At 72.2% G+C, this 18,253-nt stretch carries 17 protein-coding genes; 10 read left to right on the top strand and 7 right to left on the bottom strand.

Translation table 11 applies throughout. From position 1 onward, the window contains the following. Positions 1–121 precede the first annotated feature (121 nt). Both ACWDUZ_RS29040 and ACWDUZ_RS29035 read left to right on the top strand, forming a co-directional pair. Entirely contained in the window at positions 122–589 is a 468-nt protein-coding gene (locus ACWDUZ_RS29040) for a DUF3099 domain-containing protein (RefSeq protein ID WP_451634756.1), read from the top strand. Between the two features lie 211 nt (positions 590–800). Beyond that, complete coding sequence (locus ACWDUZ_RS29035) at positions 801–1,037, top strand: hypothetical protein (protein WP_451634755.1); 237 nt, start codon at positions 801–803, stop codon at positions 1,035–1,037. Between the two features lie 31 nt (positions 1,038–1,068). On the opposite strand, the gene moaA is transcribed toward ACWDUZ_RS29035, so the two are convergent. From moaA to ACWDUZ_RS29020, 3 genes are all read right to left on the bottom strand, one after another. Then, complete coding sequence (moaA, locus tag ACWDUZ_RS29030) at positions 1,069–2,058, bottom strand: GTP 3',8-cyclase MoaA (protein WP_451634754.1); 990 nt, start codon at positions 2,056–2,058, stop codon at positions 1,069–1,071. A 142-nt stretch (positions 2,059–2,200) separates the two neighbouring features. Further along, complete coding sequence (locus tag ACWDUZ_RS29025; RefSeq protein WP_451634753.1) at positions 2,201–3,835, bottom strand: solute symporter family protein; 1,635 nt, start codon at positions 3,833–3,835, stop codon at positions 2,201–2,203. Beyond that, a complete protein-coding gene (locus tag ACWDUZ_RS29020) occupies positions 3,832–4,188 on the bottom strand; it encodes a DUF485 domain-containing protein (protein WP_451634752.1) in 357 nt (118 codons plus the stop codon). Before ACWDUZ_RS29020 ends, ACWDUZ_RS29025 begins: the two co-directional genes overlap by 4 nt. Before the next feature lie 293 nt (positions 4,189–4,481). Here ACWDUZ_RS29020 and ACWDUZ_RS29015 point away from each other — a divergent pair, with 293 nt between their 5' ends. From ACWDUZ_RS29015 to ACWDUZ_RS28985, 7 genes are all read left to right on the top strand, one after another. Further along, positions 4,482–6,008, top strand: coding sequence for a S8 family peptidase (locus ACWDUZ_RS29015; protein ID WP_451634751.1), 1,527 nt, complete (start codon positions 4,482–4,484; stop codon positions 6,006–6,008). Positions 6,009–6,077: 69 nt separating this feature from the next. Further along, positions 6,078–7,502: a CoA transferase gene (locus tag ACWDUZ_RS29010; protein WP_451634750.1), complete on the top strand. Its 1,425-nt coding sequence runs from the start codon at positions 6,078–6,080 to the stop codon at positions 7,500–7,502. 426 nt (positions 7,503–7,928) lie between these two features. Continuing rightward, positions 7,929–8,915 (top strand): DEDDh family exonuclease, encoded by a 987-nt coding sequence (locus ACWDUZ_RS29005; RefSeq protein ID WP_451634749.1) that lies wholly within the window; start codon positions 7,929–7,931, stop codon positions 8,913–8,915. Between the two features lie 158 nt (positions 8,916–9,073). Next, a complete protein-coding gene (locus ACWDUZ_RS29000) occupies positions 9,074–9,307 on the top strand; it encodes a hypothetical protein (RefSeq protein ID WP_451634748.1) in 234 nt (77 codons plus the stop codon). A 57-nt stretch (positions 9,308–9,364) separates the two neighbouring features. After that, positions 9,365–10,192, top strand: coding sequence for an SURF1 family cytochrome oxidase biogenesis protein (locus ACWDUZ_RS28995; protein WP_451634747.1), 828 nt, complete (start codon positions 9,365–9,367; stop codon positions 10,190–10,192). Between the two features lie 65 nt (positions 10,193–10,257). After that, entirely contained in the window at positions 10,258–12,066 is a 1,809-nt protein-coding gene (locus ACWDUZ_RS28990; protein ID WP_451634746.1) for a glycoside hydrolase family 15 protein, read from the top strand. A 4-nt stretch (positions 12,067–12,070) separates the two neighbouring features. Then, on the top strand, positions 12,071–12,826 hold the full coding sequence (locus tag ACWDUZ_RS28985) for an SDR family oxidoreductase (RefSeq protein WP_451634745.1): 756 nt from the start codon (positions 12,071–12,073) through the stop codon (positions 12,824–12,826). Positions 12,827–12,936: 110 nt separating this feature from the next. Here the strand turns inward: ACWDUZ_RS28985 and ACWDUZ_RS28980 are convergent, their stop codons facing one another. The 3 genes from ACWDUZ_RS28980 to ACWDUZ_RS28970 all read right to left on the bottom strand — a co-directional run bounded on the left by ACWDUZ_RS28980 (position 12,937) and on the right by ACWDUZ_RS28970 (position 16,107). After that, positions 12,937–13,761: an enoyl-CoA hydratase/isomerase family protein gene (locus ACWDUZ_RS28980; RefSeq protein WP_451634744.1), complete on the bottom strand. Its 825-nt coding sequence runs from the start codon at positions 13,759–13,761 to the stop codon at positions 12,937–12,939. A 131-nt stretch (positions 13,762–13,892) separates the two neighbouring features. Further along, complete coding sequence (locus tag ACWDUZ_RS28975; RefSeq protein WP_029385158.1) at positions 13,893–14,114, bottom strand: helix-turn-helix domain-containing protein; 222 nt, start codon at positions 14,112–14,114, stop codon at positions 13,893–13,895. Between the two features lie 394 nt (positions 14,115–14,508). Beyond that, positions 14,509–16,107 (bottom strand): ABC-F family ATP-binding cassette domain-containing protein, encoded by a 1,599-nt coding sequence (locus tag ACWDUZ_RS28970; protein ID WP_451634743.1) that lies wholly within the window; start codon positions 16,105–16,107, stop codon positions 14,509–14,511. 235 nt (positions 16,108–16,342) lie between these two features. On the opposite strand from ACWDUZ_RS28970, the gene ACWDUZ_RS28965 reads away from it, so the two are divergent. Further along, on the top strand, positions 16,343–16,756 hold the full coding sequence (locus tag ACWDUZ_RS28965; protein ID WP_451634742.1) for a VOC family protein: 414 nt from the start codon (positions 16,343–16,345) through the stop codon (positions 16,754–16,756). 73 nt (positions 16,757–16,829) lie between these two features. Here the strand turns inward: ACWDUZ_RS28965 and ACWDUZ_RS28960 are convergent, their stop codons facing one another. After that, positions 16,830–18,107, bottom strand: a complete 1,278-nt coding sequence (locus ACWDUZ_RS28960) for a hypothetical protein (RefSeq protein WP_451634741.1) — start codon at positions 18,105–18,107, stop codon at positions 16,830–16,832. Between the last annotated feature and the right edge of the window lie 146 nt (positions 18,108–18,253).

Here is an 18,253-nt window from a genome sequence, read left to right as displayed (position 1 = left end):
GGCCTCGTAGGCGCGGTCGGCGCGGCGTACCGTGGATCGGGTGCGGACCGGTGTTTCCTGCCGGTGGGCGACCCGGCGGGGAGCCGAGGAACTGTCCGATGCGGGCGAATGGTGGATTGTGATGCGGAAACAGCATGGCGGTGGCCACGTCCAGGTGTTCCGGATCACCGGCGCCCGGACAGGCCTTCAGGAGGACGTGCGCGGCCGGCAGCGCCGGTATGTCATCTCGATGTCGATCCGTACGGTGTCGGTGCTCCTCGCGGTGGTGCTGTGGAACGTCGAGCGGTACGTGGCGATCGTGGCGCTGGTGCTGGGGCTGGTGCTGCCCTACATCGCGGTGGTGATCGCCAACGCGGGGCGGGAGAACGCGCCGAAGCTGCCGTCGACGTTCGTCGCCATGCCGACGAAGCCGATGATCACCGCGCCGCGGACCGAGGAGGACGGCTTCACGGAGTCCGGCGCGGGGGACACCGCCGCCGGCCCGGCGGCGGGCGCGGCGAACGGCACCTCGCAGGGCACCCCGGGCAGCCGTCACGGCGCCCCGGGCGGCTCCACGGGCGCCGCGCGCGAGCCGCACGACGGGGTGTGACCGGCGCCGAGGGGCGGCCGGGGCGGACGTCCGGCGGGAAGCTCAAGAAATGCTCAGATCAATCATGTTGTTCCGGTGCCGGGCGGCGGGTCACCCGTGACATACTTCCTACGCGCTCCGCATCCCCCGTCGGAGCGACAGACCGACGCCGGGCAGCTCCCCCCGTGGCTGCTCGGCGTCGCCTTGTGTGCCGTGGGTGTGAGACGAAGCTGTGACTGACGAGACCCCGATCTGCTCCGCCAAGGGCTGCCACGCCGCTGCCGTGTGGGTGCTGGCCTGGAACAACCCGAAGATTCACACGCCGGAGCGCCGCAAGACGTGGCTGGCGTGCGAGGAACACCGGGAGCACCTGTCGCAGTTCCTCGGGGTGCGGGGGTTCCTGAAGGACGTGGTCCTCCTCGAACAGTGGGACGCCGCCGGGCGCCCCGAGGCCCCTGACGGCGCCTGAGCCTGCGAAGGCGCGCCGCCGGGGCGCGCTCTCAGCCGCCGATGGCGGACATCGGCCGGTCCGGCTGGACGAACGACGGGTCGTCCAGGCCCGCGCCGGCCTTCTTGCCCCACATCGCCAGCCGCCAGATGCGGGCGATCTCCTCGTCGGGGGCGCCGGAGCGCAGGGCGCCGCGCAGGTCGGTCTCCTCGGTGGCGAACAGACAGGTGCGGACCTGTCCGTCGGCGGTGAGGCGGGTGCGGTCGCAGGCCGCGCAGAACGGGCGCGTGACGGAGGCGATGACACCGACGCGGTGCGGGCCGCCGTCGACGAGCCAGCGCTCGGCCGGGGCGGAGCCGCGCGCCTCGGTCCCCTCGGGGGTCAGCTCGAAGCGGGTGCGCAGGGAGGCGAGGATGTCGCCGGCGGTGACCATGCCCTCGCGCTTCCAGCCGTGCTGGGCGTCCAGCGGCATCTGCTCGATGAAGCGCAGCTCGTAGTCGTGCTCCACCGCCCAGGCCAGGAGGTCGGGGGCCTCGTCGGCGTTCAGGCCCGGCATCAGGACGGTGTTGACCTTCACGGGGGTCAGACCGGCCTCGCGGGCGGCGTGCAGCCCCTCGAGGACGTCCTTGTGGCGGTCGCGGCGGGTGAGGGTCTTGAAGACGTCCGGCCGGAGCGTGTCCAGGGAGACGTTGACCCGGTCCAGGCCGGCCGCCTTGAGGGCCGTCGCCGTGCGCTTGAGGCCGATGCCGTTGGTGGTGAGCGACATCCGGGGGCGCGGGTCCAGGGCCGCGACCCGCTCGACGATGCCGGTCAGCCCGGGGCGCAGCAGGGGCTCGCCGCCGGTGAAGCGGACCTCCTCGACGCCGAGGGTGGTGACCGCGATGCCGATCAGGCGGACGATCTCGTCGTCCGTGAGCAGGTCGGGCTTGGCCAGCCACTGCAGGCCCTCCTCGGGCATGCAGTAGGTGCAGCGCAGATTGCACCGGTCGGTGAGCGAGACCCGCAGGTCGGTGGCCACTCGGCCGTAGGTGTCGATGAGCACGCGGCCCCCTCCCTCGTACGGAGCACTCGTTTTCGTCACCTGTGAGCCTACGTGACACCACCGACATCGGCCGAGGGGTGATCCCGACGAGGTGGGACGCGGCCGCGTCGTAGGGACCTACGACGCGGCCGCGCCGGACGTCTCAGTGGGCCCCGGTGCCCGTCAGCGAGCGCACCTCCAGTTCCGCGTACTTGCCGCTGTCCGGGGTCTCCTTGGACAGCAGGGTGCCGACGATGCCCAGCAGGAAGCCGACCGGGATGGAGATCAGGCCCGGGTTCTCCAGCGGGAACCAGTGGAAGTCGACGTCCGGGAACATCGACGAGGGCTTGCCCGAGACCACCGGCGAGAACAGCACCAGGCCGACCGCGGTGACCAGGCCGCCGTAGATCGACCACAGGGCGCCGGCGGTGGTGAACCGCTTCCAGAACAGGCTGTAGAGGATCGTGGGCAGGTTGGCGGAGGCGGCGACCGCGAAGGCGAGGGCCACCAGTCCGGCGACGTTCAGGTCGCGGGCGAGGGCGCCGAGGACGATGGAGACGGCGCCGATGCCGACGGTCGCCCATCGGGCGGCGCCCAGCTCCTGCTTCTCGGTGGCCTCGCCCTTCTTGATGACGTTGGCGTAGATGTCGTGGGCGAAGGAGGAGGACGAGGCCAGGGTCAGGCCCGCGACGACGGCGAGGATCGTGGCGAAGGCGACGGCCGAGATGCTGGCGAGCAGGATGGCGCCCCAGCTGGAGTCGACGCCGCCCAGGTGCAGGGCCAGCAGCGGGGCCGCGGTGTTGCCGGCCTTGTTGGACGCGATGATCTCGTCCGGCTTGATGAGCGCGGCGGCGCCGAAGCCGAGGGCGAGGGTCATCAGGTAGAAGGCGCCGATCAGGCCGATCGCCCAGATCACGGACTTGCGGGCGGCCTTGGCGGTCGGGACGGTGTAGAAGCGGATCAGGATGTGCGGCAGGCCGGCGGTGCCGAGCACCAGGGCGATGCCGAGCGAGAGGAAGTCCAGCTTGGTGGTGCCGGAGACGCCGTACTTCAGGCCCGGCTCCAGGAAGGCGGCGCCCTTGCCGCTGTTGTCGGCGGCGCTGCCGAGCAGGTCGGAGACGTTGAAGTCGAACTTCAGCAGCACCAGGAAGGTCAGCAGGATCGCGCCGGCGATCAGCAGCACGGCCTTGACCATCTGCACCCAGGTGGTGCCCTTCATGCCGCCGATGGTGACGTAGACGATCATCAGTACGCCGACCAGGGCGACGATGCCGATCTTGCCGCCGTCGCTGGTGATGCCGAGCAGCAGCGAGACCAGGACGCCCGCGCCCGCCATCTGGGCCAGCAGGTAGAAGATCGACACGACGATGGTGGAGGCGCCGGCGGCGGTGCGGACGGGCCGCTGGCGCATCCGGTACGCGAGGACGTCGCCCATGGTGTACCGGCCGGAGTTGCGCAGCGGTTCGGCGACCAGGAGCAGGGCGACCAGCCAGGCGACCAGGAAGCCGATGGAGTACAGGAAGCCGTCGTAGCCGAACAGCGCGATGGCGCCGGCGATGCCGAGGAAGGACGCGGCGGACATGTAGTCGCCGGAGACGGCGAGGCCGTTCTGGAATCCGGTGAACTGCCGTCCGCCGGCGTAGAAGTCGGCGGCGTCCCTGGTCTGGCGGCCGGCCCAGACGGTGATGACGAGGGTCGCGACGACGAAGACCGCGAACAGGGTGACGATCAGCGTGCGGTGCTCGCTCGCCTCGCCGGCGGCCAGCAGGGTGTGCGCTGCGGGGTGTGCGGTGGTCATGCTCCGCCCTCCATCCGGGACTTGATGGCCTCCGCCTTGGGGTCGAGCTTGGCGGCGGCGTGCCGCGCGTACCACCAGGCGATGAGGAACGTGGTGAGGAACTGGGCGAGTCCGAGGGCCAGGGCGACGTTGATGTTGCCGAAGAGCTCGGTGCCCATGAAGTCGCCCGCGTAGTTGGACAGCAGGACGTACAGCAGGTACCAGGCGCTGAAGGCGATGGTCAGCGGGAAGGCGAAGGAGCGGTAGGAGCGGCGCAGTTCACCGAACTCGGCGCTCTCCTGCACCGCGGCGAACTCCTCGGTGGAGGGGAGGGGGACCTGGGTATTCGAGGGTGGCGGTGTCTCGGTGGCCACGTCAGTCTCCTCGCGTTGCGACAGCGGATCCGGCTGCGGTCGGACCCGGAAGGGGATGCGGATGGGACAGGGGCCCGAGGGTGCGGGGGCTCCCGTCGAAGGTCCACGGCGCCGCGCGGGGACCGGTTCACGTTCCGCGCCTTCTTTCGCAAGTGACCTGGGGAAGTCATGGCCGAGTCATTGCTGGCCGGTGACGGGGCGGGATAGCTTCACCCTGCACCACCGTCATGTGACCGCCCGAGCAACACACCTGTGTCTCGGGCGGTTCTGTATCCGGATGATGTGGAGACCCCATGGCTCATCTGCGTTCCAGACGCCGACTCGCCCTGGCCGTACCGGTCGCGCTGTCGCTGACCGCCTCACTCGGCTTCCTGCCGGCCGTGGCATCGGCGTCGCCCCGAGCGCAGTCCACCGCCGCCGAGACCGACGCGGTCTCGCTGAGCTACGTCGTCAACGTCCGTCCCGGACACGGCGTTTCGGCGCAGGTGAAGAAGGCGATCGCGAAGGCCGGCGGCACCATCGTGACGTCGTACGACCAGATAGGCGTCATCGTCGTCCACTCCGCCGACCCGGGCTTCGCCAAGACCATACGCAGGACGCCCGGGGTGGCCTCCGCGGGCGCCACGCGCACGGCCCCGCTGCCCGCGCAGTCGACGACCGACCTGGGCACGCCGAAGGCCCTGACCGCCGCGCAGCTCGCCGAGGCGACGTCCGAAGCCGCCGACGGGCAGGACCCGTTGGAGCCGTTGCAGTGGGACCTGCCCGCCATCAAGGCCGACAAGGCGCACGAGAAGACCCTCGGCAGCCGCAAGGTCACCGTCGCCGTCCTCGACACGGGTGTGGACGACACCCACCCGGACATCGCGCCGAACTTCGACCGCGCCGCCTCCGTCAACTGTGTGTCGGGCAAGCCGGACACCACCGACGGCGCCTGGCGGCCGAGCGCCACCGAGAGCCCGCACGGCACACATGTGGCCGGGGAGATCGCGGGCGCGAAGAACGGCGTCGGCATCACGGGTGTGGCGCCGGGGGTGAAGGTGTCCGGCATCAAGGTCGGCAACCCGGACGGGTTCTTCTACACGGAGGCCGTGGTGTGCGGCTTCGTGTGGGCGGCCGAACACGGTGTCGACGTCACCAACAACAGCTATTACACCGACCCGTGGAACTTCAACTGCACGGACGACCCGGACCAGAAGGCACTGGTGGAGGCCGTCCGGCGGGCCTCCCAGTACGCGGAGCGCAAGGGCACGGTGAACGTCGCCGCGGCGGGCAACGAGAACAACGACCTGGCGTCGCACTCGCTCCTCGACCCGGTCTCCCCGAACGACTCCACGCCCGGTGACCGGGTGATCGACCCGCACAAGTGCTTCGACATCCCGACCCAGTTGCCGGGTGTTGTCACGGTGGCGGCGACCGGTGCGAAGGGCGTCAAGTCGTCCTTCTCCAACTACGGTCTCGGTGTCATCGACATCGCCGCGCCGGGCGGCGACTCCACGGCGTACCAGCAGCCCGCGCCGCCGGCGACCAGCGGCCTGATCCTGGGACCGCTGCCGGGTGGCAAGTGGGGCTACATGGCCGGTACGTCGATGGCGAGCCCGCACGTCGCGGGTGTTGCGGCATTGATCAAGTCGACGCATCCGCACGCCCCCGCGGCCCTGGTGAAGGCGCTGCTGTACGCGGAGGCCAGCGCCACGCCGTGCACGGACCCGTACGACATCGACGGGGACGGCAAGGTCGACGCGGTGTGCAAGGGCACCAAGAACCGCAACGGCTTCTACGGCTGGGGCACGGCGGACGCGCTGGCCGCGGTCACCAAGTAGCCGCGGGCGGGCGTCCAGAGGGGGCATGCGGCTCGTATATTGATTCAGTCAATACTGCATAGTGCAGTCATGACTGACATCAGGTTCGCATGGTCCGCGCTGGGCGGCGATCCCGCCCTCGCGTCGCGGATCACCACCGTGGAGCGGGAAGGCGCGCTCGGGGCGCGCCTTCCCGTACGGGAGCTGGCCCGCGCGTGCGTGGGCGCCTGCGCGCTGGCCGCCGCGGAGCTGGCCGCACGACGGGCCGGGCTCACCGAGGTGCCCGCGACGCGCGTGGACGACGGTGCCGTGGCCACCGCGTTCACCAGTGAACGGCATCTGCGGGTCGACGGGCGGTCCCCGGTCTCCTTCGCGCCGCTGTCACGGTTCTGGCGCACGGCCGACGGCTGGGTGCGCACGCACGCCAACTACCCCCACCACCGGCAGCGGTTGCTCAGGGCGCTTGGGCTGCCCCAGGACGCGGACCCGGCGGCCGTGGAGGCCGCGCTCGCCGAGCGGTCCGCACTCGACGTCGAGGACGCCGTGTACGCGGCCGGCGGCCTCGCCGTCGCACTGCGCACGCCCGAGGAGTGGGCCGCGCACGAGCAGGGCGCCGCGGTGGCCGCCCGGCCGCTGGTCGAGCGCGAGCGACTGGACGAGACACGCGTCGCCGCGCTGCCGCCCGTCGCCGGCCCACCCGCGCTGCCCGCCGCCGGGCTGCGCGTCCTGGACCTCACCCGGGTCATCGCCGGGCCCGTCGCCACCCGCACCCTCGCCCTGCTGGGCGCGGACGTGCTGCGCCTGGACGCGCCGCTGCTGCCCGAACTGGCCGACCAGCACGCCGACACGGGCTTCGGCAAGCGGTCGGCGCTGCTGGACCTGGCGGCCGACGGGACGGCCTTCGAGGAACTGCTGGCCGAGGCGGACGTCGTCGTCACCGGCTACCGTCCGGGCGCCCTGGACCGCTTCGGCCTCTCCCCCGAGGCGCTGGCCGAGCGGCGGCCCGGGCTGGTCGTGGCGCAGCTGTCGGCGTGGGGCGGGCGCGGGCCGTGGCGCGGGCGGCGCGGCTTCGACAGCCTCGTCCAGGTCGCCACCGGCATAGCGGCGGTCGAGGGGTCGGCGCAGGGGCCGGGCGCGCTGCCCGCACAGGCACTGGACCACGGAACGGGCTATCTGCTGGCGGGGGCGGTGCTGCGGGCGCTGACCGAGCGGTCCTCGGAGGGCGGCAGCCGGGTCGTGCGGCTGTCGCTGGCACGGACGGCGGCGTGGCTGACGCGGTCGCACGCTCCGCGCGCGAGCGGGCCGGGCGATGCGCCGGGAACCGCCGGGACGGGCACGGTGCCGGGTTCCGTGCGGGGCGTCCCGTACGAGGGTCCGGAACCCTGGCTCGGCGAGACGGACAGCCGGATCGGCCGGCTGCGGTACGCCCTACCGCCCGTGACCTTCGCCGGCGGCCCCGCCGCCTGGGCCCGGCCACCCGGCCGCTGGGGGGCGGACGCGGCCCGCTGGGCGTGACGTCACGCCGTCCGACGATCCGTCGGAGCCGAGCGGCCCGCGCGGGACAGCGGCCCGGCGACGCGCGGCGCCCGCGGCGCCGTCGCGCGCAGAAGTGCCGCAAGCAGCCACGGGGCCACGGCGGCGTCCGTGCGTCCCCGCGTCACGGCATCCGTTCGTCCGTGCGTCCCTTCGTCCGTGCGTCCGTGCGTCCGTGCGTCCGTGCGTCCGTGCGGGTGAAGCGTGGGCGAGGGCGTGCAGGTGGCCGGCGCCGGTGGGGAGCGGAGTGGCGCCCGACGGGACGAACTCTGCTGGGATTCGCCCGTTTTGCGGCACGCGCGTGTGACCGGCGCGCGAAGTGGCGTACGGGCGTGCCGGTGTGCGCGGGTGGCGCGGTGGCGACCTGAGCGACCGGGCTGTCGGTCGCGGCCCGTATCCTCAGTGACCATGCTCGAAGACCGCACGCTCGCAGGGCCCTCCCCCGCACCGTGGCCGGCCGCGTATCCGCAGGGATACGCGGTCGTTGACGTGGAGACCACCGGCCTGGCCCGGGACGACCGCATCATCTCCGCGGCGGTCTACCGGCTGGACGCGCGCGGCGAGGTGGAGGACCACTGGTACACGCTGGTCAATCCGGAGCGGGATCCGGGACCGGTATGGATCCACGGCCTGACGAGCGACGTACTCGAAGGGGCGCCGCTCTTCGCGGACATCGCGGACGAATTCTCCGCCCGGCTGGCCGGCCGGGTGCTCGTCGCGCACAACGCGGTGTTCGACTGGCAGATGATCGCCCGGGAGTACGCGCGGGCGAAGCGCGAGGCACCGGTGCGGCAGCGGCTGTGCACCATTGCGCTCTCCAAGGAGCTGAGGCTGCCGCTGCCGAACCACAAACTGGAGTCGCTGGCGGCGCACTTCGGCGTCGTACAGCGGCGGGCGCACCACGCGCTGGACGACGCTCGGGTGCTGGCGGAGGCGTTCCGGCCGAGCCTGGCGGCGGCGGCGGCCGACGGTGTGCGGCTGCCGCTGCTGGAGTGCCGGCCGCTGACGGAGTGGTCGGACCGGCCCGTGCCGAGGCAGCCGTCCGGCGGCTACGGCGGCCATCGGGCGGGCAGTTGGCGCCCGTCGCGCAAGAGACCCGCATGCCCTTATCCCAACCCGGGCCGTTATGAAGAAGGCAAACGGCTCAAACAGGGCATGCGTGTCGCCTTTTCCGGTGACACCTCCGTCGACCGCGAGCTGCTGGAGGACCGTGCGACCGAGGCCGGGCTGCATGTCGCCACCAGCATTTCGCGCCTGACCAGCCTGCTCGTCACCAACGACCCGGACTCGGGCACGTCGAAGGTGGTCAAGGCGCGGCTGCACGGCACACCGGTCGTGGACGAGGCGGCGTTCGGACAGCTGCTCGCCGACGTGGAACCGGCGGACGGCGACTGAGGGACCGCGGAGCGACTGCCGGGTGCCGGAGCGGCGGACGGACACCGGAGCGGCCGGGGGACGCCGGAGCGGCGGACGGGCGCGCGTACGGGTGATTGCCGGGCGACTCGCCCGGCGGCCGCTCGCCCGCGAGGCGGCCACGGCTCACCCTGTGGCGCATGGCCAGATGTGAAGTATGCGGCAATGATTACGGTATGACCTTCGAGGTGCACGCCCAGGGCGCCGTGCACGTCTTCGACTGCTTCGCCTGCGCGATCCACCGCATGGCACCGATCTGCGAGCACTGCCGGGTGCAGATCATCGGTCAGGGCGTCGAGGTCGAGGGCCACTGGTACTGCGGCGGGCACTGCGCCCGCGCGGAGGGAAGGGTCGGAATCGTCGACCACGTCTGAGGAGGCCCGGAACCCCCTGCGGCAAGAACCCCGCGGCCGGGGAGGTACCGTCGTGGGGTGTACCGCTTCCTGTTGACCCGCCAGTGGGTGATCATCACCCTCGTGGCTCTCCTGCTCATCCCGACGATGATCTGGCTGGGTTTCTGGCAGCTGCACCGCCACGACCACCGGCAGAAACTGAACCAGGTGATCAACGCCTCGCTGGCGGCGCGGCCCGTGCCCGTCCAGTCGCTCACCTCGGTCGGCGCATCCGTAGCGCACGACGCCATATACCGCCGGGTCACCGCCAGGGGCCACTTCGACACGGCGCACGAACTGGTGGTGCGCCGGCGTACGAACGCGGACGACCAGGTGGGCTACCACGTGCTGACCCCGTTCGTGCTGGACGACGGCAGGACCCTCCTCGTCAACCGCGGCTGGATCCCCTCCCCCGCCTCGCAGACCGCCTTTCCGACGATTCCGGCACCGGCGTCGGGCGAGATCACCGTCACCGGGCGGCTGATGCGGGACGAGACGACGGCCGCGAGCGGCATCAAGGACGTCAAGGGGCTGCCCGACCGCCAGATCATGCTGATCAACAGCGCACAGGTCGGCGCACTGCTGCGTGACTCGGGCGACGCCTCCGCCAAGGCGGTGTTCGGCGGCTACATCGAGCTGACCTCTCCCGCGCCCAAGGGTGGCAGTCCCCGACTGCTGCCGTCGCCCAAGGAGGACACCAGCTGGATCGGCATAGGGGACATCAACCTGCCCTACGCGGTCCAGTGGTGGCTGTTCGCCGTGGGTGTCCCCGTGGGCTGGCTCATCCTGGTCCGGCGCGAACTGAAGGACCGTGCCGGGGCGGCGGAGGAAGCGGCGCGCAAGGAGACGGAACCCGCCACGGTCTGAGGGCGGGACGGCCCTTGGACGAGGCGCCTGATTGTCCGGCGCCTCCGCCGGGAATCCGGACATCCGTGCACCCACGGATCGAGGACTACGCGCTCATCGGGGACGAGCAGACCGCCGCACTGGTCGGCAGGGACGGCTCGATCGACTGGCTGTGCCTGCCCCGTTTCGACTCCGGCGCCTGCTTCGCCCGGCTGCTCGGCGACGAGGAGAACGGTCACTGGCGCCTCGCCCCCAAGGACGCCGAGGGCCCCTGCGCCCGCCGCGCCTACCGCCCGGACACGTTGGTCCTCGACACCGAGTGGGACACCCCCGACGGCTCGGTGCGCGTCACCGACCTGATGCCGCAACGCGACCAGGCCCCGGACCTGGTACGGATCGTGGAGGGTCTCAGCGGCCGGGTGACCGTGCGCAGCACGCTCCGGCTGCGCTTCGACTACGGCTCGATCGTCCCCTGGGTGCGCAAGGCCGACGGCCACCGGGTCGCCGTCGCCGGGCCGGACTCGGCGTGGCTGCGCAGCGAGCCTCCGGTGCACACCTGGGGCGAGCACCTCCGCACCCACGCGGAGTTCACCGTCGCCGAGGGCGAGAAGGTGGCGTTCGTACTGACCTGGCACCCCTCGCACGATCCGCGCCCGCCGCTGATCGACCCGTTCCGGGCGCTGGACCACAGCGTCGTCGACTGGAGGGCGTGGGCGGCGCGCTGCCGCTACACCGGCCCGCACCGGGACGCCGTCGTCCGCTCCCTGATCACGCTGAAGGCGCTCACCTACGCCCCCACCGGCGGCATCGTCGCCGCCCCGACCACCTCCCTGCCCGAGGAGCTGGGCGGGGTGCGCAACTGGGACTACCGCTACTGCTGGCTGCGCGACTCCACGCTCACCCTGGGCGCCCTGCTGTCGGCGGGCTACCAGGAGGAGGCCGAGGCATGGCGCGACTGGCTGCTGCGCGCGGTCGCGGGAAACCCCGCGGATCTCCAGATCATGTACGGGCTCGCGGGTGAGCGACGGCTGCCCGAGTACGAGCTGCCGTGGCTGTCCGGCTTCGCCGGCTCGGTGCCGGTACGGATCGGCAACGACGCGGTGAAACAGCTTCAGCTGGACGTGTACGGGGAGGTCCTGGACTCGCTGTCGCTGGCCCGTCGCTCCGGCCTGCCCTCGAAGCCGCACATGTGGGCGATGCAGTGCTCTCTGCTGGACTTCCTGCGCCGGGCCTGGCGGCAGCCCGACGAGGGGCTGTGGGAGGTGCGTGGCGGCCGGCGCCACTTCGTGCACTCCAAGGTGATGGTGTGGGTGGCCGCCGACCGGATGGTGCGCACGCTCGAGGAGAACCCGGCGCTGGGCGGCGACCTGGAGGGCTGGCGGGAGCTGCGGGAGGAGGTGCACCGCGAGGTGTGCGAGAAGGGCTACGACCCCGGACGGAACACGTTCACGCAGTCCTACGGCTCGCGCGAGCTCGACGCCGCCCTGCTGCTGATCCCGCGAGTGGGTTTCCTGCCGCCGGACGACCCGAGGGTGACCGGCACCATCGACGCGGTCCGGGCGGAGCTCGGCAGGGACGGCCTGGTGCACCGTTACAGCACGGACCCGGACGGTGCCGACGCCGTGGACGGGCTGCCCGGCGGCGAGGGCACCTTCCTGGTGTGCTCGTTCTGGCTCGCCGACGCGCTGCACATGACCGGCCGGACCCGTGAGGCCCGGGAGCTGTTCGAGAGGCTGGTGGGGCTCGCCAACGACGTGGGACTGCTGGCGGAGGAGTACTGGGTGGACGGCGCGACGGGCGCGGGCCGGCAACTCGGCAACTTCCCTCAGGCGTTCAGCCATATCGGTCTGGTGAACACCGCCCTCGCCCTGTTCGGGGACGACCAGGCAGGATAGGGGCATGGATCTTGGACTGAAGGACAGGGTGTACATCGTCACCGGGGCCACCCGGGGGCTGGGCAACGCCGCCGCGCGCGAGCTGGTCGCCGACGGGGCGAAGGTGGTCATCACCGGACGGGACGGGGGGCGGGCCGCCGACGCGGCGGCCGAGCTCGGCCCGAACGCCGTCGGGGTGGCCGTGGACAACGCCGACGCGGAGGCCCCGGCACGGCTGATCGCGGCCGCGCGTGAGCACTTCGGCGGCTTCGACGGGATTCTCGTCAGCGTCGGCGGGCCGGCCCCCGGCTTCCTCGCCGACAACACCGACGAGCAGTGGCAGTCGGCGTTCGAATCGGTGTTCCTGGGTGCGGTGCGGCTGGCCCGGGCCGCGGCGGCGGAGCTGAACACGGGCGGTGTCATCGGGTTCGTGCTGTCCGGCTCCGTGCACGAGCCGATCCCGGGACTGACGATCTCCAACGGCCTGCGGCCCGGACTCGCCGGGTTCGCCAAGTCCCTCGCGGACGAACTGGGGCCGCGCGGCATCCGGGTCCTCGGTCTGCTCCCGGCCCGCATCGACACGGACCGTGTGCGCGAGCTGGACGGGCTCTCGGCGGACCCGGAGGCGACCCGTGCGGCGAACGAGTCCCGCATCCCCCTGCGCCGGTACGGCACCCCGGAGGAGTTCGGCCGCACGGCGGCGTTCCTCCTGTCGCCGGCGGCGTCCTATCTGACCGGCATCATGCTCCCGGTCGACGGCGGCGCCCGGCACGGCTACTGAGCCGCGCCGGTTCCCGTGGCGGGCGCGGACGGTCGCAAGCCACCGCGTCCGCCCGTCGACGCCGTCCTCTCCACGGACCGGGACCCCACAGGTGTGGGACCCGGCGCGGGCTACTCGCCGAGGCCGGCCAGGTCGCGCAGGCGGCGGGCCTGGGCCTGGCGTTCGGCGGCGCGCTGGGCCTCATAGGTGTTCGTCCCGGCGCGCTGGAGCAGGGCCTTGGTCTCGATCACCGCGTCGCGGGGCGCGGCGGTGATCGCCGAGGCCAGGTCGTGGACCGCCGCGTCGAGCTGGTCGCGGCGCACGGCGAGGTTGGCCAGCCCGGTGTTCACCGCCTCCTCGGCGGTGACGAACCGGCCGGTCACGCAGATCTCCAGGGCACGGGCGTAGCCGACCAGCCCCACCAGCGGATGCGTGCCGGTGAGGTCCGGTACCAGGCCGAGGCTGGTCTCGCGCATGGCGAACTGCACGTCGTCGGCGACGACGCGCAGATCACAGGCGAGCGCCAGCTGGAAGCCCGCCCCGATGGCATGCCCCTGGACCGCGGCGACGGACACCAGGTCGCTGCGCCGCCACCAGGTGAACGCCTCCTGGTACTCCGCGATGGTCGCGTCCAGCTCGGCGTCGCTGCCGCGCGCGAGGTCGATGAACGACGGCTCGCCATCGAAGCCCTCCGGCGTGAACGCCTGCCGGTCCAGGCCGGCCGAGAAGGACTTGCCCTCGGCGCGCAGCAGCACGACACGGACGGAGCCCGGCAGCAGCCGCCCGGCCTCGGCGAGCGCCCGCCACAGGGCGGGGCTCTGCGCGTTGCGCTTGGCCGGGTTGGTCAGCGTCACCGTGGCGATCGAGTCGTCCACGGTGAGCCGCACGCCGTCCTTGTCGAGTACGTCGGATACTGAGTCACGTACCGAGTCGGGGTCGTGCTCGGGCGAAACCATGGTGCGCCTCCGATGGGTGCGGTCGTCCGGGATGCCAGCGCGGGCATCCTAAGTGACTGCACAGTAACCACCCGGCCGTTCGGCTGCCCGACCGGGTGGCCACACCATCGAAGCCGATGGGTCTCCCGAGGTCAGGCCGACGGGGCCTTCTTGCCCCGTGTCGCCCCGCCACGCCCACGGAGCGTGACGCCCGACTCGCTGAGCATCCGGTGCACGAAGCCATACGAGCGGCCGGTTTCCTCGGCCAACGCCCGAATGCTCGCACCGGCGTCGTACTTCTTCTTCAGGTCTGCCGCGAGCTTGTCGCGCGCGGCGCCGGTCACCCGGCTGCCCTTCTTCAGAGTCTCGGCCACCCGTGCCTCCTCATGGGAAGTGCGCTCTGGTCTCCTCATGATCACCCCTCCCGGGCCCGATGGCCACCCATTCGGCAAGGTCTGTGAGACATGGTTGTGACGACAGGAGTCGGCCCCCACAAGCGGAATCCCTCATTCCATGCGGCGCCGTCAACACCGCTGAACGGGTTGTTCCACGAAGCCCCTGGTCACAGGCGTACGACGGCCGAGCCCTTGGTACGTAAAGGCTCGGCCGGAAAATCCGTGTACGACACACCTCGATACGAGGAGATCTCACACAGATGGTGGATCACCGATGGGCCGAATGATCCATACGCCGTTGATCAGAGGATGAGCGGAGGGTGACCACAGGCGGCGCGGGGCCCGGCCGGAGCGCCGGGCCGGGCGAGCCCGGTCAGGCCAGGGCGACGAGGTCCGCGTAGTCGGAGCCCCACAGGTCCTCGACACCGTCGGGCAGCAGAATGATCCGCTCCGGCTGGAGCGCCTCGACCGCCCCCTCGTCGTGCGTGACGAGGACGACCGCGCCCTTGTAGGTGCGCAGCGCCCCGAGGATCTCCTCGCGGCTGGCCGGGTCGAGGTTGTTGGTCGGCTCGTCCAGCAGCAGCACGTTCGCGGAGGAGACGACCAGGGTGGCCAGGGCGAGACGGGTCTTCTCACCGCCGGAGAGGACCCCGGCCGGCTTGTCGACGTCGTCACCGGAGAACAGGAACGAGCCCAGCACCTTGCGGACCTCGACGAGATCCATGTCGGGGGCCGCCGAGCGCATGTTCTCCAGGACCGTGCGGTCCGGGTCGAGGGTCTCGTGCTCCTGCGCGTAGTAGCCGAGCTTGAGCCCGTGGCCGGGGACGACCGCGCCGGTGTCGGGCTGCTCCACGCCGGCGAGCAGCCGCAGCAGGGTGGTCTTGCCCGCGCCGTTGAGGCCGAGGATGACGACCCTGGAGCCCTTGTCGATGGCCAGGTCGACGTCGGTGAAGATCTCCAGCGAGCCGTACGACTTCGACAGGCCCTCCGCCATCAGCGGGGTCCTGCCGCAGGGCGAGGGCTCCGGGAAGCGGAGCTTGGCGACCTTGTCGGACTGCCGGACCGCCTCGAGACCGGCGAGCAGCTTGTCCGCGCGCCGGGCCATGTTCTGCGCGGCGACCGTCTTGGTGGCCTTGGCGCGCATCTTGTCGGCCTGGGCGTTGAGCGCGGCCGCCTTCTTCTCGGCGTTGGCCCGCTCCCGCTTGCGGCGCTTCTCGTCGGCCTCGCGCTGCTGCTGGTATAGCTTCCAGCCCATGTTGTAGATGTCGATCGCCGAACGGTTGGCGTCCAGGTAGAACACCTTGTTGACGACCGTGTCGACCAGGTCGACGTCGTGCGAGATGACGATGAAGCCGCCGCGGTAGGTCTTCAGGTAGTCGCGCAGCCAGATGATCGAGTCCGCGTCGAGGTGGTTGGTCGGCTCGTCCAGGAGCAGCGTGTCCGCGTCGGAGAAGAGGATCCGCGCCAGTTCGATACGGCGGCGCTGACCGCCGGAGAGCGTGTGCAGGGGCTGGCCGAGCACCCGGTCGGGCAGGTTGAGCGCGGCGGCGATGGTGGCGGCCTCGGCCTCGGCGGAGTACCCGCCCTTGGTGAGGAACTCGGTCTCCTGGCGCTCGTACTGCTTGAGCGCCTTCTCGCGGGTGCTTCCCTTGCCGGTGGCGATGCGCTGCTCGTTCTCGCGCATCTTGCGGATCAGCACGTCCAGACCGCGGGCGGAGAGGATGCGGTCGCGGGCGAGCACGTCGAGGTCGCCGGTACGGGGGTCCTGCGGGAGGTAGCCGACCTCGCCGGAGCGGGTGACGGTGCCGGCGGCGGGGATGCCCTCGCCTGCCAGGACCTTGGTCAGGGTCGTCTTGCCGGCGCCGTTGCGGCCGACCAGGCCGATGCGGTCGCCCTTGGCGACGCGGAAAGTGGCGCTCTCGATGAGGATGCGGGCACCGGCGCGCAGCTCGATGCCGGAAGCGGAGATCACGGACAGACTCCAGGGCAGGTGGGGGCGGATGGGCGGCTGTGGACGGACCCGCCCTCTAATGCGCGAGGAGAATGGCCATGCCGAACAGTCTAACGGGGGCGTGCAAGCGGTTTTCCCGCCCGTTCGCGGCGTGAGCGCCGGGGCGTTGTCACTGGCCGGTGCCAGACTGGGCGACCAGCCGGAATTTCCGGTGAGTACCGATTCATGAGCACCGAGTCACAAGGGAGTGATCGGCATGACGGACACGGTCGGCGGACGCGCGAGCGTCTGTCCCACGCTGCTCTACGCGGACGCGAAGGCGGCGATCAAGCAGCTCACCGAAGGCCTCGGTTTCACCGAACTGACGGTCTACGAGGGCGGGGACGGCCTCGTGCTCCACGCCGAGCTGGTGCAGGGCAACGGTGCGGTGATGCTCGGCTCCAAGGGCCGCGGCGGCCGCTTCGACGAGGCGATGCGCGGCGGGGGTCCCGTAGGGGTGTACGTCGCGGTGGACGACGTGGACGGCCACTACCAGCGCGCGGTGGACCACGGCGTGGAGATCCTCATGCCCCCGACGGACCAGGACTACGGGTCCCGGGACTACATGGCCCGGGACACCGAGGGCAACGTCTGGAGCTTCGGCACGTACGCCCCGCGCACGGAAGGCTGAGCGCCGCCGGTGCGGACCGGCCAAGGGCTGTCCCGTAATACGCCGCGCGCCCGCCGGGGATTGCGGGACAGCCCTAGCTGCCGCCCGTGTGCACCTGGAAGGCGGCCCGGCGGACGGCCTTCGCCAGGGCGGGGTCGGGGTGGGCGGCGGCGAGCGCGACCAGCACCTGCACGGTGCGCGGGTGCCCGACGGCCCGTACCTCGTCGAGCAGCGTGGGGACGGTGGGCTGGAGCGCGGCCTCCAGATGACGCACGAGCATCGGGGCCTCGCCGTGGTCGGCGACGGCGGCGGCGGTGTCCACCCACAGCCACGTGGCCTCCTCACGGGTGAGGACCTCGTGGGCGTCCTCCGGGTCCACGCCGTCGTGCTCCGCCAGCCACAGCAGGGCGTACGGGCGCAGCGCCGGTTCGTCGAGCACGGCGCTCACATCCGGCTCGGCGGGGGCGCCCACGACGCGCAGGGCCTCGAAGGCGAGGCCGCGCAGCAGGGCGTCCTCACCGCGTGCGGCGGCGAGCAGTTCGGCGACGGCGCTGCCGACGGGACGGGCGGCCAGCCAGGCGCGGTACTCGGCGCGGGCCGCGTTCGGGCGCAGCTGGGCGCAGCCTCGGAGCATGTCCTCGGCCGCCTGTTCGATGTTCCCGGCGGGGCTCTGGGCTGCGACGCAGATCTGCTCCAGCTTGACCCAGACGGCCCAGCTGCCCAGCGGGGTGAGCGTGGCCTGCCCGTCGCCGTAGGTGAGCGCGCCGACGGAGGCGAGCGCCCGCAGCGCCCAGTCGAGCAGGGGGGCCAGTGCGGCGGCCTCGGCGGGACCCTCAAGGCTCTCCGGCTCGGCGGTGGGCTCGGCGGGCTCGGCGGGCTGGGCGTCGTAGGGCACCTCGCAGCGTGCGGTGCGCAGCTCGGTCACGCGCTGTCTGAGGAGGTCGAGGAGCTGCTCGACCGGGACGGGACCGGCCGAGAGCTGGAGCAAGGAGAGCACCTGCGGCATGGCCGAGACGACCTCGGCGACGGCGGCGGCCTCCTGGTCCCCGGGCTCCGGGCAGGCCAGCGACCAGGCGTCGAAGAGGGCGACCCAGCCGCGCAGCACGGCGCTGTCGTCGCGGTCCCAGGCCCGCAGGCGCCAGCCGGGGCGGGCGTTGTCGCCGTGCACCTCGACCAGGCCGGCGAGGCGGGCGGTGTCCCAGTCGGCGCGGACCTGGGCGACGTCCAGGTCCAGCGCGTCGGCGGCCCGCCGCGCGGTCGCCTCGGAGAGAGTGGCCTTGCCGTCGGCGGTCGCCCCGTTCCGGCCGGGTCCGAGGGCGGCATCGGCCCAGCGGGCGACGCGGACCGCCCCGGCGAGGCCGGAGCGCGCCATTCTGGCCAGCTCCGCGGGGGCCGGGGTGCCCTCCGGGGGGCGCGGTGCGGCGCGGCGCGGGCGCCGCTGGTTCACGGCTCGGGGGGCGGCGGCCAGGGGTCGCGGTCGGACGAGTCGAAGCCTGGAGTCGCGCGGGATACGGGACG

Source organism: Streptomyces sp. NPDC003393 (assembly GCF_053589015.1).
The sequence above is the reverse complement of the archived record's forward strand: the minus strand, read 5'-3'. Positions and strand labels throughout refer to the sequence as shown.